This is a genomic window from Devosia sp. Root413D1, assembly GCF_001425235.1.
In the GTDB taxonomy this organism is placed as follows: domain Bacteria; phylum Pseudomonadota; class Alphaproteobacteria; order Rhizobiales; family Devosiaceae; genus Devosia_A.
The window spans coordinates 270,183-286,756 of the sequence record NZ_LMEA01000013.1; the positions used below are offsets into that span (position 1 = coordinate 270,183).

Here is a 16,574-nt window from a genome sequence, read left to right on the forward strand (position 1 = left end):
GACCAGCCGAAAGGCTGGCGGTGGGGGGGTGCCACAAACTCGGTGCGTGCCCTGCCCGCCTACGATCAGTGCGTGGGCCCCCCGCCCACCACGCTTTCGCGTGGGCCCCCCGCGGTGAGGGCCTCCGGCCCTCATCCGCCGACCCCGCTGGCGGGAGAGGGAATCCCGACTGCCAGCTCAGTAGGCCACCCAACTATCGTCCCGCTTGAGCCAACCCGCTCGATATGCTCACTGGCCACCCAATGCCCTCTCACGTCATCCACATCCCCTCGTTCCGCCATTTCCTCTCGTCCCGGGCGCTGTCTTCGGTGGCGTTCCAGGGGTCGGCGGTGGCGATCGGCTGGCTGATCTACGATCGCACCCGCAACCCGTTCGACCTCGGGCTGGTCGGGCTGTTCCAGTTCCTGCCCATGCTGGTGCTGACCTTCTTGGCCGGGCACGTCGCCGACCAGTTCGACCGCCGCCAGATTGGCCTCGTCTGCCAGGTGATCGAGGCCATCACCATGGGCTTCATCGCGCTCGGCATCTGGCAGGGCTGGCTGCCGACCTGGGGCGTCTTTGCCGCGGTGACCGTGCTCGGCGCCGCGCAGGCCTTCGAGCGGCCCAGCATGGCGGCGCTGCTGCCGGGGATCGTCCCCACCGCGCAGTTGCAGAGCGCCGTCGCCACCTCGACCTCGGTGATGCAGACCGCGCTGATCATCGGCCCGGCGCTCGGCGGCATTCTCTACGGCTTCGGCGATGTGGTGCCGTTCCTCGCTTCAGGTGTGCTGTTCCTCGTCGCCAGCTACAACGTCTTGAAGATCGACAAGCCCACCACCCTCCCCGCCCGCGCCCCGATGACCTTCGAGTCGGTGTTCGCCGGGGTGGTGTTCATCAAGAGCAAACCGGTGATGCTGGGCTCGATCTCGCTCGATCTGTTCGCCGTGCTGCTCGGCGGCGCCACCGCCATGCTGCCGGTCTATGCCCGCGACATCCTCCATGCCGGCCCCTGGGCCCTCGGCTTTCTCCGCATGGCTCCGGCGATCGGCGCCGTGGTGATGTCGCTGCTGCTCGCCCGCTTCCCGCTGCAGCACCGGGTCGGCATCAAGATGCTGTGGGCCGTCGCTATCTTCGGGGTCGCCACCATCGTCTTCGCCTATTCGACCAATATCGTGCTCTCGGTGGTGATGCTGATCATCCTCGGCGCCTCCGACACGGTGAGCGTCGTGGTGCGCAGCTCGCTGGTCCAGCTCCTCACCCCCGACCACATGCGTGGCCGGGTCAACGCGGTGAACTCGCTGTTCATCGGCACCTCCAACCAGCTCGGCGAGTTCCGCGCCGGCGTCTTCGCCGGCTTCATGGGCCCGGTCGCCGCCGTCGCCTTCGGCGGCATCGGCACCCTCGCGGTGGTGCTGCTCTGGTCGCGCCTGTTCCCCGCCCTGCGCAAAGTCGACACCCTCAGCGGCTGAACCTCCGTTCGAAAACCGCGGCCAGCCACACTTGTCGTACCAGCCGGTTTGCATCCGCCAAGCGGCGATATATGCTGCTCCGTACCCGTTTGTCGGCGGGGCAGAGGGGGGCCAACTCATGACAGATCTGCTGCCGGTTGGCCGCGCCCGCGGCAGCCTGGTCAAACAGGTCAGCGAGGAGTTGCGCGCCGAAATCGCCTCCGGCCGCTTCAGTGTCGGCGACAAGCTGCCGTCGCAATCGCACCTCACCGAGCGCTTCGCCGTCAGCCGTACCGTGGTGCGCGAAGCGGTGGCCAGCTTGCAGGCCGATGGCATCGTCGAGTCGCACCAGGGGGCCGGCGTTTTCGTCACCGCCCGCACGGCGCCCGCTGCCTTCGCCTTCCAGAGCATCGATCCGGCGCGGATTTCCTCGATCCTCGAAACCCTTGAGCTGCGCGCCGCAGTCGAGATCGAGGCCGCCGGGCTCGCGGCGCTGCGCCGCTCGCCGCAGCAGGAAGAAGAGATCTTCCGCACGCACAATGTGGTGGCGGCGCAGATCGCTCGCGGCGAGCGCTCCAACGAGGCGGATTTCACCTTCCACCGCGCCATCGCTGCCGCCACCAATAACCCGCGCTTCGCCGAGTTCCTCGACCTCTTGGGCCAGGCCGCCATCCCCCGCTTTGCCATCCAGACCAATGGCGCCGAGGCGGTGCGTGCCTCCTATCTCGACCGCATCCTCGACGAGCATCGCCAGATCGCCCAGGCTGTCGCCAATGCCGATGAGGGCGCGGCGCGCGAGGCGATGCGCAAGCACCTTAAGGGCAGCCAGCAGCGCTATCGCGCGCTGATCCAGGCCAATACGCCATAGCTTGTCATATGACTCTGCAGCCCTTTCACCGCATAGCGCGACACGGGACAGGACGTCGCCCCTCCAGCCCTGAAGACCATGCCTGACCCCGGAGTCTCCCGATGACCACAAACATCCCCGCCGCCGGCCCCCTCGCCGGACTGGCCCCCGGAGCGGCGACCACCGATCGCATCGCCTGGATAAAGCTGTCGCTCATCCTGTTGCCGCTCAAGGCGCCGATCAGTGACGCCAAGGTGCTGACCGGTCGGCAGAAGCCGCTGACCGAAGTGGCGATGCTGTTTGCGGAGATCGAGAGCGAGCGTGGCCACCACGGCATCGGCTTTTCCTATTCGAAGCGCGCCGGCGGCTTTGGCCTTTTCGCCCATGCCCGAGAGATTGCGCCCAACCTGATCGGCGAAGATCCCAATGATATCGCCCGGTTGTGGGACAAGCTGGTCTGGGCCGGCGCCTCGGTCGGCCGCAGCGGGCTCGCGACGCAGGCCATCGCCGCCTTCGACGTGGCTCTGTGGGACATGAAGGCCAAGCGCGCCGGCCTGCCACTGGCCAAGCTCCTCGGAGCGCGCCGCGACTCGGTGCGCTGCTACAATACCTCGGGTGGGTTCCTCTCCACCCCGGTCGAACAACTGGTAGAAAACTGCGAAGCCTCGATCGCCGCCGGCATCGGTGGGCTGAAGATCAAAGTCGGCCAGCCCGACCCGATGGCCGACCTCGCCCGGCTCGATGCGGTGCGCAAGGTCGTCGGCGATCGCGTGCCGCTGATGGTCGACGCCAACCAGCAATGGGACCGCCCGACCGCCGAACGCGTCGGCCGCGCCCTCGAGGAATTCAACCTGGTCTGGATCGAAGAGCCGCTCGATGCTTACGACGTCGAGGGCCATGCCCGGCTGGCGGCGCAACTGGTAACCCCGATCGCCTCGGGCGAAATGCTGACCAGCGTCGCCGAGCATCTCAATCTGATCCAGCACGACGCCGTGGATTTCATCCAGCCCGATGCGCCGCGCGTCGGCGGCATCACGCAGTTCCTGAAGATCGCCACCATCGCCGAGCAGAAATACCTCAAAATGGCGCCGCATTTCGCCATGGAGATTCACCTGCATCTCGCGGCCGCCTATGCCCACGACACCTGGGTCGAGCATTTCGACTGGCTCGACCCGCTGTTCAACGAGCATCTCGAGATCAAGGACGGTCGCATGCTCGTCTCCAATCGCCCCGGCCTCGGCTTTACGCTGAGCGAGCAGGCGGTGGCCTGGACGGTGGACAGCGCCGAAGTCGGCAAGCGGCGGTAGTAGCCCCCTAGATCACCCCGCGCCGGATCGCCTCGGCCACCGCCTGCACGCGGTTGGAGGCGTTGAGCTTAGTGGTGATCTCCTGCACCTTGCGCTTCACCGTGATCTCGGTGAGCGCCAGTTCGCTGGCGATATCCTGCGAGCGGCCGCCATCGGCGAGCAGCCGCAGCATGCGCACCTCCTGCGGTGTCAGCCCGCTGTCGCGCTGGATCTGCTGCGCCGCCACCCGGCGGTACTCTTCCATCATGGTCGGGATCAGCTCAGGCGACAGCATGCGCTCGCCGGCATGGATCGAGCGGATCGCCTGCGCCAGCGTCTCGTAGGAGTTGGTCTTTAACAGGTATGCGTCCGCCCCGGCCTCCAGCGCCCCGACCAGGTACTGCCGGTCGTCATAGGTCGAGAGGATGATGCAGCGTGGCGCATCCGGGCGCGCCTTGATCAGCCGCACCAGCTGGATGCCATCCATGGTGCCAAGCCGGATATCGATGGTGACCACATCGGGCTTGCGTTTGCCGAGTTCGGTGAGCGCGTCCGTGGCATTGCCCGCCTCGGCGACGACGTGCATGTCGTCCTCGCCTTCCAGCAGGCTCCTGACGCCCCGGCGGAAGATCTCATGATCGTCGACGATCATCACCTTAATGCGCGGTTGCACCACTTGGCACTCCAATGACGATGTTGGTTCCGAGGCCGGGACTGCTGTCGATGGTAACTTCGCCGCCGACCGCGCTGGCCCGCTCCCGGATCCCCACCAGCCCCAGCCCATTCTCCGCCGCGTCGATGGTGAAGCCGCGGCCGTCGTCGCGGATCGACACCTCGAGCCAGGTCTCGCTGAAGCTGAGCACCAGCCCGAACGAGCGCGCTCCGGCATGCCGCACGGCGTTCTGGCAGGCTTCCTGGACGATCCGGTAGACCGCGAGGTCAGCTTCTGGCCCGAGCGTGAACGGTGTGCCGTCGATGCGGATATCGGTGGCGATCGGCACGCTGGCCGGCAGCGAGGCGAGATAGTTCTCGAGCGCCGGGATCAGGCCGAGCTCGTCGAGCACGGTGGGGCGCAGCGCGTAGATGATCTGCTTCATCTCGCGCAAAGTGGAATCGAGCAGCCGCTGGCACTGCGTCAGGCGCTGGTCGAGATCGGGGCTGTCGCCGACCCGGCGGCGCAAGGCCTGCAGTTCGTAGGTCGAGGCGAGGATCGACTGCGCCACGCTGTCATGCAGGTCATAGGCGATGCGCCGGCGCTCCTCTTCCTGCACCCCGACCAGCCGGCGCAGCAGCGCCTGCAGTTCGCGCGCCTTGCGCTCGATCTCGTCACGCGCGTCGCGCAGCTGCGCGGTGCGGTCGGCGACCTTCTGCTCGAGCACTTCGCTCAGCTCTTTCACCCGGGCGAACAGCCTGGCATTGCCGATCGCTACCACCGCCTGGTCGGCAAAGGTGCGGACGATCCGACCGTGCTCGGTGTTGTAGAAATCGGGCTCCGGCCAATCAATGCAGAGCCACCCCAGGCACTCGTCGCCCAAGACCAGCGGGGCGCTGCACCACGAGCGCACCTGTTCGGTGCCCGGCTGCCACACCCAATCGGCCTCGCGCGTCACGTCGCCGATGATCAGCGTGCGATGGTCGCGCATTACCGGTTCGCTGAGCGGCGCGTCCTCCTGCCGGAACGCCACCCGGCGCACCAGTTCGTCATCCGGATAGCCCCTCGCGGCGACCACCCGCATCATCCCGTCATCGCCGCGCAGCGTTACCCGGCAGCCGCGATGCGGCACCACGCGGCGCAACTCCTGCAGCACCGCTTCGAGCACATGGGAGGAATCGAGGCTCGAGGAAATGATCCGCGACACATCGGCCAGCGTATCGGCCAGTTCACGTTCCTGCCGCTCTGCGGCAAACAGCCGGTTCTGTTCGATCGCCGGGGCGATCTGGTCGGCGATGGTCTGTAAGAGGATCACGTCGTCGCGGCGGAATGCATCGCGGCGGTCGCTCTGGATATCAAGTACGCCGACCACCCGCGCCCCCAGCCGCAGCGGCAGCGCCAGTTCCGACGCGGTGTTGGGCAGCATGGCATGCGAGACGAAATGGTTGTCGAGCGTCACGTCGGCCGACATCCGCGTCCGCCCGGTCTCAGCCACCCGGCCGATAATGCCGCGGCCGATCGCCTCGCTGAACCCCGCCGTCATCAACTGCGGCGCGAACGGGCCGCTGGCATGGATCAATTCGATCCGCCCGGATGCCTCGTTGGTCAGCAGCAGCTGGATGTGTTCGTAGCCGAGCGAGCGGTGGATCAGCCGGGTGATCTCTTCGAACAGCTCGCCCCGGTCGTGGATCGAGGTCACCTGCTGCCCCAGCCGGTGCACCAGCGACAGGTGGCTGCGGATATGTTCCATCTGCGCGGCGAGCGCATTGCCTTCGAGCAGGCCGCTGAGATCGTCGGCCACCAGCTTGACCAGGTCGATGCGGCGCGCCGAACCGCGCTCGGCCAGTGGGAAACCCAGAACCACGTGCCCTTGCGGCGCATCCCGCCCGGCGACCACTGCCCCCTCGACCGCATAACCCTGGCTGGCGGCGCGATTGGTGACATGCACAGGAAAACTCAGCGCCTCGCCACGGCGCACCCTGAGCTCGCCCAGCTGCCGGTGGATTGACGGCGGGATCTCGCCTGCCACCAGTACCTGCAGTCCACGCTCGCCGGTGACCAGCAACGCCGCCCAGCGGGCCCCGGTCACAATCAGCGAACGATCGAGCCGCTCGATCAGCCGGCCCTTCTCGGCCGGGTCGATATCGGTGGTGAGCAGGTGCTTCAGACGCAGCGACTGCATACCGTCATCGTCGTCGCGATAGAGCGGGCGGGCGAGCGGCGCGCTGCTGTCAATGGTCGAGTCGCCCGCCGAAAAACCCATCGCCCTCAAACCCTGAACAAGCGTTCTTCCGAGCTGGCAGCATCGCGGAGACCTGCTCCGTCAAGCCGCCTGCCGTGTCCGGAGGGGCCGATCATTCGCCCCTCCCGATAGACAGTCAACCCGCGGCTGATCGTTCTTTGGACACTGCCTACGAAGTGGGCGCCGACATAGGCGCTGTGCGGGTTGCGATAGAACAGATCCCTGGCCTCGAGGGTGAACTCGGCTTCCGGATCGACCAGCACCAGGTCGGCATCGGCGCCTGCCAGGAGCCGCCCCTTCCGGTCGTCAAAGCCGAACAGCCGGGCCGGGCCGGTTGCCGTCATCCGCACCAGTTCGCTGAGCTTCAGGCCACGCCGTCGGACCCCCTCGGTGAGCAGCACCGGCAGCGTCGACTGCAGCCCGGAGATGCCGCCCCAGGCGGCATAGATATCGTCGTCGCCGGCGGTCTTTTCTTCCCAGAGGCAGGGCGAATGGTCTGACGCGATGACGTCGATCTCTCCTGCCAGCACCCGGTCCCACAGCATGTCGCGCTCATCGGGCGAGCGCAGCGGTGGCGCGCATTTGGCCACCGGCCCGAGCCGCACCAGGTCGTCGACATCGAAGAACAGGTAATGCGGACAGGTCTCCGCCGTCACCTTTACGCCGCGCGCCTTGGCGGCGCTGATCCGGTCGATGCCGGCAGCGCACGAAACATGGACGATATGCAGCCGCGCCCCCGTTGCCTCGGCCAACGCGATCGCCTCGTCGATCGCCGCGAGTTCCGCTTCGATCGGTCGCCCCTCGCCCCAGGCGAGGCGATCGCGCCGTCCGCTGGCGCGGAGGGCCGCCGTGAGCTCGATCGTCATCGCCTCGTCCTCGGCATGCACCGCGAGGAACGAGCCGAACCGGGCGATCTGTTCCATGCCGGCTTTGAGGATGCGGCGGTCGGAGCGGGCGAAATCGGTCGCCGTCACCATGAAGGCCTTGTAGCCCACCACCCCGCCGCGCTGCAGCTCGGCGAGGTGCATGAGGTTGTCGTCGACCAGCCCGCCCCATAACGCATAGTCGACATGGCTGACCGCCGCCGCCGCCTGTTTCAGCGCCAGCGAGGCCGCGTCGGTGGTCGGCGGATGGGCGTTGAGTGGCATTTCAACGAAGCTGGTGATGCCGCCGGCCGCTGCCGCCTGGCTGCCAGTCTCGAACCCTTCCCAATGTCCGCGCCCCGGCTCGGAGAAATGCACATGCGCATCGACGAGGCCGGGCAGAAGCAGCAGCCCGGTCGCGTCTATGCTCTGGGTCGCCGGTCGTTCCGGGTTGCCGGTGACGACTTCGGCGATGCGTTCGCCCGCAATGACGATGCCACCGACGAACGTCTGTTCGTCGGTGGCGAGCGTCGCATTGCGGATATACAGATCGGGAACCGGCATCAGTCGAGACCGATCATCCGGGCCGGGTTGATCGCCGTCATGGTCTGCACTTCCTCCACCGAAAAACCGAAATACAGCAGCATCGACATCATCATCCGCATGCCTTCGATCGGTGACGGTAGCACGCGCACGCCGTAATCGGTGGCGAGCACGAACTGCTCCGGCCCGACATCGCGGATGCCCTGCAGCCAGCTCATCGCCCGGCCGTGCACCAGGGAGCCCATGTCCATCAGTTCACGCTCGACGTAATAATGCGTCTGCGGCATCCACGGCCCGCCGAAATCCACCGCGCAAGCTTCGAGGAAGAAGCCCTTGCGGGCAATCTCCTTCTGCTGCGCGACGCTGAGCAGCTGACGCGCCGGGTGCGCCACCAGCACTTTTTTGATCCCGTGTTGCTCAGCCAGTTCGATGATCCGCAGCACCTCCGGCCCCGAAACGTGGCCGGTGTTGAGGTAGACCTCGGGCCGCTCGGCCACCATGTCGAGGATCTCTTTCAGCTCGTCCTGGATCGGCCCTTCCGTCGGGATGCGAACGGCGCGGCTCAGTTCCTTTTCGGCAAAACCAGGGATCGCGTCCTTGAACGGCACCAGCTTGCCATCGACCAGCGTCGATTCGGTTGAGGCCGAGTGATAGGTGCAGTGCGAGCCGAAGCTGATCATCCGGCAGCCATCGCCGAGGTTCAGCGCGGTGCGCACGGCGCGCGGGTTGAGCCCGCCATGCGACGAGTTCATCAGGTAGCCGCCGAAGGTACGGAAATCCTTCATGTAGCGGTTGACCATCCAGGCCGTGCCGGAGGCCCAGCCGAACACGTCGTAGTAGAGGATGGTGCGCATGCCGGCGGCGCGCGCCATCTCCGCCACCTGGATCGGGTCGAAATGTCCGGGGTTGGAGCGCAGCACCGGTCCGGCATGCACATGGCTGTCGATGGCGCCGACCAAGAGCTCCTCGGGCAGTTCCATGGTTCGGTTGTAGAAGGGTTCGTAGGTCGCCATGAGCTGTCCTCAGATCGGGTCGAGGCCGATGAGGCGCGCCGGATTGTGCGCCGTCATGGTGCGGATTTCTTCGGGGGTGAACTCGTAGTCGAGCAGCGTCGTGATCATCGTGCGCATACCCTGCACGGGGCTCGAGGCGGCGCGGATGCCGTAATCGGTGCCCAAGACGAAATGCTCCGGCCCCACCTCGCGGATATCGCTCATCCACTGCGTCGCGGTGCGCCTGAGCCGCGGCAGGTCGCCCGAGCGGTCCATGTACTTCTTTTCGACGTAGTAATGGGTACGCGGCGCGTGCGGGTAGAGCCAGTCGACGAGGCACCCTTCGAGGAAGAAGCCGCGGCGCGCCGCATCCTTCTGCTGCTCGATACTGAGCTGCTGGCGCGCCGGATGGGCGATCAGCACCTTGTGGATACCGAACTCCTCGGCAAGGTCGAGGATGCGCAGCACTTCCGGCCCCGACACATGGCCGGTGTTGAGATAGACATCCGGATGGTCGGCGACCATCTGCAGGATCTCGGCCAGATCATCGGAGATCGGCCCCTCCTCCGGGATGCGGATGGCGCGGCTGAGCTCCTCCTTGACGAACTCCGGATAGGCATCCTTGAACGGCACCAGTTGCCCGTCGATGATCGTCGACTCCCGGCTGGCCGAGAAATAGGTGCAGTGCGAGCCGAAGCTGATGAACCGGCACCCTTCCTCCATATAGAGCGCCGTGCGCACCGAGCGCGGGTTGAGCCCGCCATGCGCCGAGTTCATCAGGTAACCGCCGAAGGTCTTGATCCCCGGCACATGCCGGTTGACCATCCAGGCCGTTCCCGAGGCCCAGCCGAACACGTCATAGTAGACGATGGCGCGCATGCCGGCCTCGCGCGCTTCGATGGCCACTTCGAATGGATCCTGGTGCCCCGGATTGGAGCGCAGCACCGGTCCGGCATGGACGTGGCTATCGATGGCGCCGACGAGGAGCTCGGAGGGCAGTTCCATCGACCGTTCGTAGAAGGACTCACTGATAGTCATGATGCCGCTTTCTGATCGACTTGGTTGGCAGTCTGGTTTGACAGGTGGATAGGAGTTTCGCCGCTGAGCCAGCAGGCGGCACGATGGCCGCCGCCCAGTTCGGTTACGGGAGGGGCGGTGTGGCAACGCTCATGCGCCAGAGGACAGCGGGCGCGCACCGGGCATTCGCCCGGCTTCACCTCGCCGAGCACCAGTTCGCCGCGCATGGCGATCCCGTCGTCCGGTTTGGGTTTGATCCGCGGCGCCGCGCCGAGCAGCGCGCGCGTATAGGGGTGCGAGGGCGCCGAGAACACCGCATCGGCCGGCCCTTCCTCGACGATGACGCCCAGATACATCACCATGACCCGGCTGCAGATGTAGCGCACCACCGCCACGTCGTGGCTGATGAACAGCATCGACGTACCGACCGCCACCTGCAGGTCCTTCAGCGTACGCAGCACCTGCGCCTGCACCGAGACGTCGAGCGCCGAGGTCGGCTCGTCCAGCACGATCACTTGCGGCTCGCAGGCCAGCGCCCGCATGATGGCGACGCGCTGCCGCTCGCCACCCGACAGTTGGTGTGGGTAGCGCTCCAGCGTTTCTTCGCGGAGGCCGACGAGCGTTGCGAGCTCGATCAGCCGGGCTCGCTCGCCCTGGCGCGCCACGGTGTGGAAGTTGCGCAGCGCCTGGGTGACGAAGCTGGCGACGGTCATCCGCGGGTTGAGGCAGGTTTCGGGGCGCTGGAAGACGATCTGCACGTTCTTCCGGAAGCGACGCTTCGCCTCGCCGCGCAGCGCCGAGAAATTGGTGGCGTTGACGACGATCTCGCCAGCGTCGGCCGATTGCAGCCCGACGACACAGCGCCCGAGCGTGGTCTTGCCGCAGCCGCTTTCGCCCATCAGCCCGACCACTTCGCCGGCCTCGATATCGAACGAAACGCCGCGCACCCCGACCGGCATGGCCTCGGGCGCCGCCGGATTGTGAAACAGCTTGGTCAGCTCCCTTACGCTGAGTACCGGAGCGCTCATGCTGCTTCTCCCTCGTAGAGCACGCAATGCACCTGGTGTTCGCCGCGCGTGACCGCCGGCGGCAGGCCTGCCTCGCATTGCGGCCGCACATGCGGGCAGCGATGCGAGAACCGGCAACGCACGATATCGCTGCGTCCTCCCCAGACGCTGCCCTTGAGCGGCACCAATTCGTGCGGCTCGTCGACATCCGGCACCGCCGCAATCAGCCCCTGGGTATAGGGGTGGAGCGGCGTGGCGAAGATCGAGCGCAGCGCGCCCTCCTCCACCACCTGCCCGGCATGCATGATGGTGAGACCGGAGCAGTATTCCGACACCAGCGACAGGTTGTGCGCGATCAGGACGATCGCCATATCGCGCTCCCGGCAGATGCGGGCGAGAAAGCGCAGCAGCTCCCGTTCGGTGGTGACATCGAGCGCCGTGGTCGGCTCGTCCGCGATCAGCAGCGCCGGGTTGGTGGCCATGGCGCAGGCCATGGCGACGCGCTGCGCCTGCCCGCCGCTGATCTGGTGCGGGTATTTTTCGCCCAGGTCGCCGAAATTCAGCCCGACCAGCCGGAACAGCTCGGCGATCTCCTTCGGCCGCGCCGCCTTGGGTACCCGCCGCTGCGCCAGCACCCGCTCCACCTGCCGTCCGCTGGTGAGGAACGGGCTCAGCGCTCCCTTGGCGTTCTGGAACAGCAGCGACACGCCGTGCGAGAGGTTGCCACGCAACCCCTTCTGGTCGGCTGCGGCAAGCCGCTTGCCGCCGAAGCTGACCTCGCCGCTCCTGACCAGCAATCCCGGCGCGGCGAGGCCGACGCTCGCCATCATCGAGATCGATTTGCCCGAGCCGCTCTCGCCGACGAGGCCGTAGATCTGGCCGCGCTCCACCGCGAGGTTCATGTTCTCGACGATGCGCCGGGTGACCCCGCCGCGCCTGGTATCGATCGAGAGGTTCTGGATTTCGAACAGTTTCTCGCCCATCACTCGCTCCCCCGGCGCGGGTCGAGGCGGGCCTCGAGCGCATCGCCCATCAGGTTGAGGCTGAAGATGGTGGTGGCGAGGACGAGGCCGGGGCAGATGCTCATCCACCAGGCGCCCTGCACCAGGTAGTTGGTGCCTTCGGCCACCATGACGCCGAGATCGGGCGTCGGCGGGCGGATACCGATACCGAGGAATGACAGCACCGCGACATTGCCCACCGCTGCCGCGAGGTTGAGGCTGCCATGGATGACGATCGGGTTGACGGTGTTGGGGAGGAGATGCCGGAACAGGATCGAGGTTTCGCTCGCCCCCGAGCAGCGGGCGGCGTCGATATATTCGAGGCTTTTCTTGCTGAGCGTCTGGCCGCGGATCACCCGGGCATAGAGCGGGATGTTGATCAGCACCGTGACGATGACGATGCTCTCGACGCCGGGCCCGAGCACCAGCACCAGGATCATGGCGATGAGGATCAGCGGGAACGACTGGATGATATCGACGGCGCGCATCACCAAGTCGTCGAACCAGCCGCCGACATAGCCGCAGATCAGCCCGATCAGCGAGCCGATGACGATGGCGCCGCTCACCCCCACGCCGGCGACGATGAAATCGATCCGCAGCGACGTGATGGTGCGCGAGAATACGTCGCGGCCGAAGTGATCAGTGCCCAGCCAGTGCGCCGCCGAAGGTGGCAGCAGCACGTCCGGCGTGGTGAGGATCGGGTCGTGGGTGACGAGGAACGGCCCGAAGATCGCCGTCAGCAGCAGGATGGCAAGCAGCACCACCCCGACGACGCCGAGCGGGTCGCCACCAAAGGCGCCGAAATAGAGCTTCCGCCAGCTGAGGCTCGGTCGGGGGCGGGATGCCGTGAGCGGCACGATGCGATCACCTTGCATATTCATGCCGGATCCGGGGGTCGATGAGGGCATAGGAGAGGTCGACCAGCAGGTTGGTGATGGCGACGCTGGAGGCGATCAACAGGATGCAGGTCGAAACCGGCGCCATGTCGGAGGTGGTGATGGCGGTGACGGCGTAACGGCCGATCCCCGGCCAGGCGAACACCGTCTCGACGATAGCAGCGCCGGCCAGCACGTTGGCGACGACGAAACCGAGCGTGGTGACGATCGGCACCAGCGCACCGCGGAACGCATCGCCCAGCACCACCTGGCGTGACCTCAGCCCCAGCGCCCGGCCGAAGGTGACGTAATCTTCGCCCAGCGACTCGCCCATGGCCGAGCGGGTAATGCGCGCCAGCGGCGAGATCACGCCCAGACCCAGCACCAGCGCCGGCAGCATCAGCTGGCGCAGCGCGGCCCACGCGATATCGGGCTTGCCGGCCAGCAGCGCATCGATGGTGAGGAACCCGGTAACCGGCGGCGGCGAGACGAACATCGGCGACAGCCGGCCGATCGGCGACGGCACCAGCCTCCACTGGAAATATAAGAGGAAGATCAGCACCACGCCGAGCCAGAACGCCGGCACCGACTGGATGGCGATATTGACCACCCGCACCAGGTGGTCGGTGGGGTTGCCGCGTCGGACGGCAGCGAGCAACCCGAGCGGGATGCCGACCAGCACGCCGAAGGCGATGCCGAAACTCGCCAGCTCGAGCGTTGCCGGGATGCGCTGCGCCAGATCCTGCCCGACGCTGTTGCCGGTGCCGAAGGAACGGCCGAACTCGCCGCGGAACACCGACTCCATATAGCGCGCATATTGCACCACCAGCGGCTGATCGAGCCCCATCTGGCGCCGCATCTCGGCCCGCTGCTCGTTGGTGATGTCGGGGTAGCGACTGGTCACCGGATCGGACGGCAACAGGTACGCCATCGAGAAGGCCACGGCGCTGATACCGAACAGCACGACGAGGCCGATCAGGAGGCGTCTGAACACATAGAGGAGGATCGGTGGGAGGCGCATGGTGGTCACCGGATGGTCGGAAGAGGCCGTCCCGGCTGGGGCCGGGACGGCAGGTCACGGGTGGGTCAGGCGCACGGGCGCAGCCAGGAGAAGGTGATGGTGCCCCAGGGGAACTTGTTGACGTTGCAGATCCGGCTGGAGACCGCTGCGTTCCAGTTCACCTGGTAGAGCGGCGCCGCCAGGTGTTCGCCATTGAGGATGTCGAGCACTTCGGTCTGCAGCTTGCCGTAGGTTTCGGTGTCGTCCTGCGGCACCAGCAGGGCCGCCAGCACATCCTTGTCGAGCGTCGCGTTGGAGAACTGGATGTGGTTGGTGGCGCTGTCGGTGCGGTACATCCAGTAGGCCCAGTACATGAAGTCGTTCCACCACGGCCCCATCGAGTGGATGGAGACCTTTAGGTCGCGCTTGCCCCAGGCGATATCGTCGAAGGCGTTCTGGGTCAGCGGCTTGATCTGCATGTCGAGCCCGATGCCGCGCAGCGCATCCTGGATGATGACGCCGGCCGTCATGTTGCCCGAGCCCTGCACCACCGGCACTTCGAAGGCCGGCACGTTCCCGGCATACTTGCTCTCGGCCACCAGTTTCTTGGCCGCCTCGACATCGGTAGTGAATTCGGGATCGGCGACATAGCCGGGCGTGTTGACGCCGACGAGGTTCTGCACCGGGGTACAGAAGCCCTTGCACACTTCGGTCACCAGCCGCTCATAGGGGATCGCCTTGATCACCGCTTCGCGGATCTTCGGATCATCGAACGGCGGCACATCCGGCTTCCAGCGCAGCACAGCCACGTCCTGCTGCGAGGGCACCGAGAACACCTTGGTGTTCGGCGATTTCGACAACACCGCATATTCGTTGGGGGTCATGAAGGCGATGTCCGCCTCGCCGCTTTCCATCAGCAGCATGCGGGTCTGCGCATCCGGCACCACGCGGAACATCACTTCCGAATAGAACGGCTTGGCGTCGCCCCAATAGGCCTTGTTGGCGACGGCCGTCAGGTACTCGCCGTTCCGCTGCTCGCCCAGCATGTAGGGGCCGGAGCCCATGGCGTTCTTCTTGATCCACTCGACGCACCAGGTGTCCTCGGCGGTGCGGCCGGCCTCGCAGGCAGCCTTCGACATCACCGTCAGCGACATCGAGGCGAAGTTGCGCAGCGCATAGCGGCCGAGCCCATCGGGATAGGTGATCTCAAGCGTCTCTGGGTCGACCACCTTCATCTGGTCGACCTTGAAGATGCCGCCGGTTTCGATCTGCGTGGTACCCCAGCCCATGCGCCCCACCAGCGCCCGCTCGATCGACCAGTAGACGTCGTCGGCGGTGACGGGCGAGCCGTCCCAGAACTTGGCTGCCGGGTTGAGGTGGAAGGTCAGCACCTTATTGTCGGCGGAGATGTCCCAGGAACTGGCGAGCCGCGGCACGATCTTGGTCTGGTCGGCAATGCCGGTCGCCGGATCGATCTCGTAGGTCACCAGCGTATCGAAGAACTCCATCGCCAGCTGGCCGACGAACGCCGAGGTGTTCTGCGGGTCGAGCGTCGCGGGATATTCGTGATGGAGGTAAATCAGCCGCGGGCCCGAGCCGACCTGGTCGGGGCTGAGCGGCGTGGGAGCGAACTCCGTCTGAGCGATAGCGGGCAATGCGACGCTCGAGGCAACGGCAGTCAGCAGCGCCGCGGCAAGCGGCAGGACTCTGCGTTTGGACATACTGATCCTCTCTTCCAAAATTGGAGGCCAGTTCGTGCCTGGAAGCGGGGAGGAGGTCGCTTCCAGGCCCGATTGGCGACGAGGATCAGCATGTTTTCCGGTACCGTCCCGGACAAGTTCACCTTCGGCGCAAACGCGGATACCAACGTATCGTTAGCGGCTCGGGATCGATGCGGGAGCGAATGGACTGACCCTCTCCCCAGCGGGGAGAGGGGACGCACTTTGCGCCGGCAGTGCCACAACGCCCCCTCTCCCCGCTGGGGAGAGGGTCGGGGTGAGGGGCAGCAGCCATTGGTCCCTGCGCCCGCGTACTAGACCCCCAGCAGTGCCGAGACCTGCTTCGCCGTGACCTTGCGGCCGTAATCGGCAAGCTGGAAGCTCTCGGCAAACTCGCCGGCGCCGGACATGCCCGGCTGCGTGTACATGAACTCCGGCCAGTACTTGAGGATGAAGGCGCGTTCCGCCGCCCAATCGCCGATGACAGGTGCTTCGTTGAGGAAGCCACGCTCGAACGGCGCGAACTCGTAGAACTGCGTGGCGTGCGCGGCGCAGGCCCTGAGCTTGGCATCGATCGACGCGCCGACATCCACCACCACGTCGTGCTTGTGCACGTCGATGGCGCCGTAATCGGTCATCTTCAGGCAGATCGGTGCATCGGCGAGCGGCGGCACCTCCGGCACGATGTTGCCATTGGTGCAGAAGCCCGAGGCCTCGCGCACGGCACGGCCCGCCGCACGGTTGTCGAGATGGCCGGGGCAATCGTCATGGAAGGTAATGACGATATCGGCCTGCCAGCGGCGGATCGCCGAGATCACCGCGGTGCGCACCGCCAGGTCCGGCACCAGCTCACCATCGTGGATATCGAGGATCTCGTAATCGAGTACGCCGAGATGGCGGGCGGCCGTATAGGCCTCGCGAGCCCGGCGGCGCTGCAGCGGCTCGCGGTCCATCTGGTAATGGCCGGCATCGCCATTGGTCAGCGACATGAACTTGATGGCCGCGCCCTTGTCGGCGAGGAGCCGCATGGTGCCGCCGGAGTACATTTCCGCTTCGTCGGGATGGGCTTCGACGACGAGCACTTTGAGCGGATAATTCATTTGC

The 16,574-nt window shown here is 66.3% G+C and carries 14 protein-coding genes; 3 read left to right on the forward strand and 11 right to left on the reverse strand.

The genetic code is table 11. The annotated features are described in order from the left end of the window. Nucleotides 1–242 precede the first annotated feature (242 nt). The 3 genes from ASC89_RS26550 to ASC89_RS26560 all read left to right on the forward strand — a co-directional run bounded on the left by ASC89_RS26550 (nucleotide 243) and on the right by ASC89_RS26560 (nucleotide 3,581). Nucleotides 243–1,448: an MFS transporter gene (locus ASC89_RS26550; RefSeq protein ID WP_162247999.1), complete on the forward strand. Its 1,206-nt coding sequence runs from the start codon at nucleotides 243–245 to the stop codon at nucleotides 1,446–1,448. Nucleotides 1,449–1,566: 118 nt separating this feature from the next. Then, nucleotides 1,567–2,295, forward strand: a complete 729-nt coding sequence (locus ASC89_RS26555; RefSeq protein WP_056003711.1) for a FadR/GntR family transcriptional regulator — start codon at nucleotides 1,567–1,569, stop codon at nucleotides 2,293–2,295. A gap of 101 nt (nucleotides 2,296–2,396) precedes the next feature. Further along, a complete protein-coding gene (locus tag ASC89_RS26560) occupies nucleotides 2,397–3,581 on the forward strand; it encodes an L-talarate/galactarate dehydratase (protein ID WP_056003714.1) in 1,185 nt (394 codons plus the stop codon). Between the two features lie 7 nt (nucleotides 3,582–3,588). On the opposite strand, the gene ASC89_RS26565 is transcribed toward ASC89_RS26560, so the two are convergent. The 11 genes from ASC89_RS26565 to ASC89_RS26615 all read right to left on the reverse strand — a co-directional run bounded on the left by ASC89_RS26565 (nucleotide 3,589) and on the right by ASC89_RS26615 (nucleotide 16,570). After that, complete coding sequence (locus tag ASC89_RS26565; RefSeq protein WP_162248000.1) at nucleotides 3,589–4,233, reverse strand: response regulator transcription factor; 645 nt, start codon at nucleotides 4,231–4,233, stop codon at nucleotides 3,589–3,591. Then, on the reverse strand, nucleotides 4,217–6,475 hold the full coding sequence (locus ASC89_RS26570) for a GAF domain-containing sensor histidine kinase (RefSeq protein WP_056003723.1): 2,259 nt from the start codon (nucleotides 6,473–6,475) through the stop codon (nucleotides 4,217–4,219). The genes ASC89_RS26565 and ASC89_RS26570 overlap by 17 nt, the downstream gene beginning before the upstream one ends. A 5-nt stretch (nucleotides 6,476–6,480) precedes the next feature. Next, the gene (gene allB / locus ASC89_RS26575; protein ID WP_056003726.1) at nucleotides 6,481–7,881 is read right to left on the reverse strand and encodes an allantoinase AllB; all 1,401 of its coding nucleotides are present in this window, start codon (nucleotides 7,879–7,881) and stop codon (nucleotides 6,481–6,483) included. Continuing rightward, nucleotides 7,881–8,873: a DUF6282 family protein gene (locus tag ASC89_RS26580; protein WP_056003729.1), complete on the reverse strand. Its 993-nt coding sequence runs from the start codon at nucleotides 8,871–8,873 to the stop codon at nucleotides 7,881–7,883. The genes allB and ASC89_RS26580 overlap by 1 nt, the downstream gene beginning before the upstream one ends. Before the next feature lie 9 nt (nucleotides 8,874–8,882). Then, on the reverse strand, nucleotides 8,883–9,890 hold the full coding sequence (locus tag ASC89_RS26585; RefSeq protein WP_055875815.1) for a DUF6282 family protein: 1,008 nt from the start codon (nucleotides 9,888–9,890) through the stop codon (nucleotides 8,883–8,885). Then, nucleotides 9,887–10,897, reverse strand: a complete 1,011-nt coding sequence (locus ASC89_RS26590; RefSeq protein ID WP_056003732.1) for an oligopeptide/dipeptide ABC transporter ATP-binding protein — start codon at nucleotides 10,895–10,897, stop codon at nucleotides 9,887–9,889. The genes ASC89_RS26585 and ASC89_RS26590 overlap by 4 nt, the downstream gene beginning before the upstream one ends. Next, nucleotides 10,894–11,859 (reverse strand): ABC transporter ATP-binding protein, encoded by a 966-nt coding sequence (locus ASC89_RS26595; RefSeq protein ID WP_056003736.1) that lies wholly within the window; start codon nucleotides 11,857–11,859, stop codon nucleotides 10,894–10,896. Before ASC89_RS26595 ends, ASC89_RS26590 begins: the two co-directional genes overlap by 4 nt. Further along, the gene (locus ASC89_RS26600) at nucleotides 11,859–12,758 is read right to left on the reverse strand and encodes an ABC transporter permease (protein WP_244488564.1); all 900 of its coding nucleotides are present in this window, start codon (nucleotides 12,756–12,758) and stop codon (nucleotides 11,859–11,861) included. Before ASC89_RS26600 ends, ASC89_RS26595 begins: the two co-directional genes overlap by 1 nt. After that, the gene (locus tag ASC89_RS26605; protein ID WP_055876054.1) at nucleotides 12,742–13,773 is read right to left on the reverse strand and encodes an ABC transporter permease; all 1,032 of its coding nucleotides are present in this window, start codon (nucleotides 13,771–13,773) and stop codon (nucleotides 12,742–12,744) included. Before ASC89_RS26605 ends, ASC89_RS26600 begins: the two co-directional genes overlap by 17 nt. A gap of 65 nt (nucleotides 13,774–13,838) precedes the next feature. After that, nucleotides 13,839–15,473, reverse strand: a complete 1,635-nt coding sequence (locus ASC89_RS26610) for an ABC transporter substrate-binding protein (protein ID WP_055875806.1) — start codon at nucleotides 15,471–15,473, stop codon at nucleotides 13,839–13,841. A 311-nt stretch (nucleotides 15,474–15,784) separates the two neighbouring features. Further along, a complete protein-coding gene (locus ASC89_RS26615) occupies nucleotides 15,785–16,570 on the reverse strand; it encodes a PIG-L deacetylase family protein (RefSeq protein ID WP_055875803.1) in 786 nt (261 codons plus the stop codon). Nucleotides 16,571–16,574: the final 4 nt, after the last annotated feature.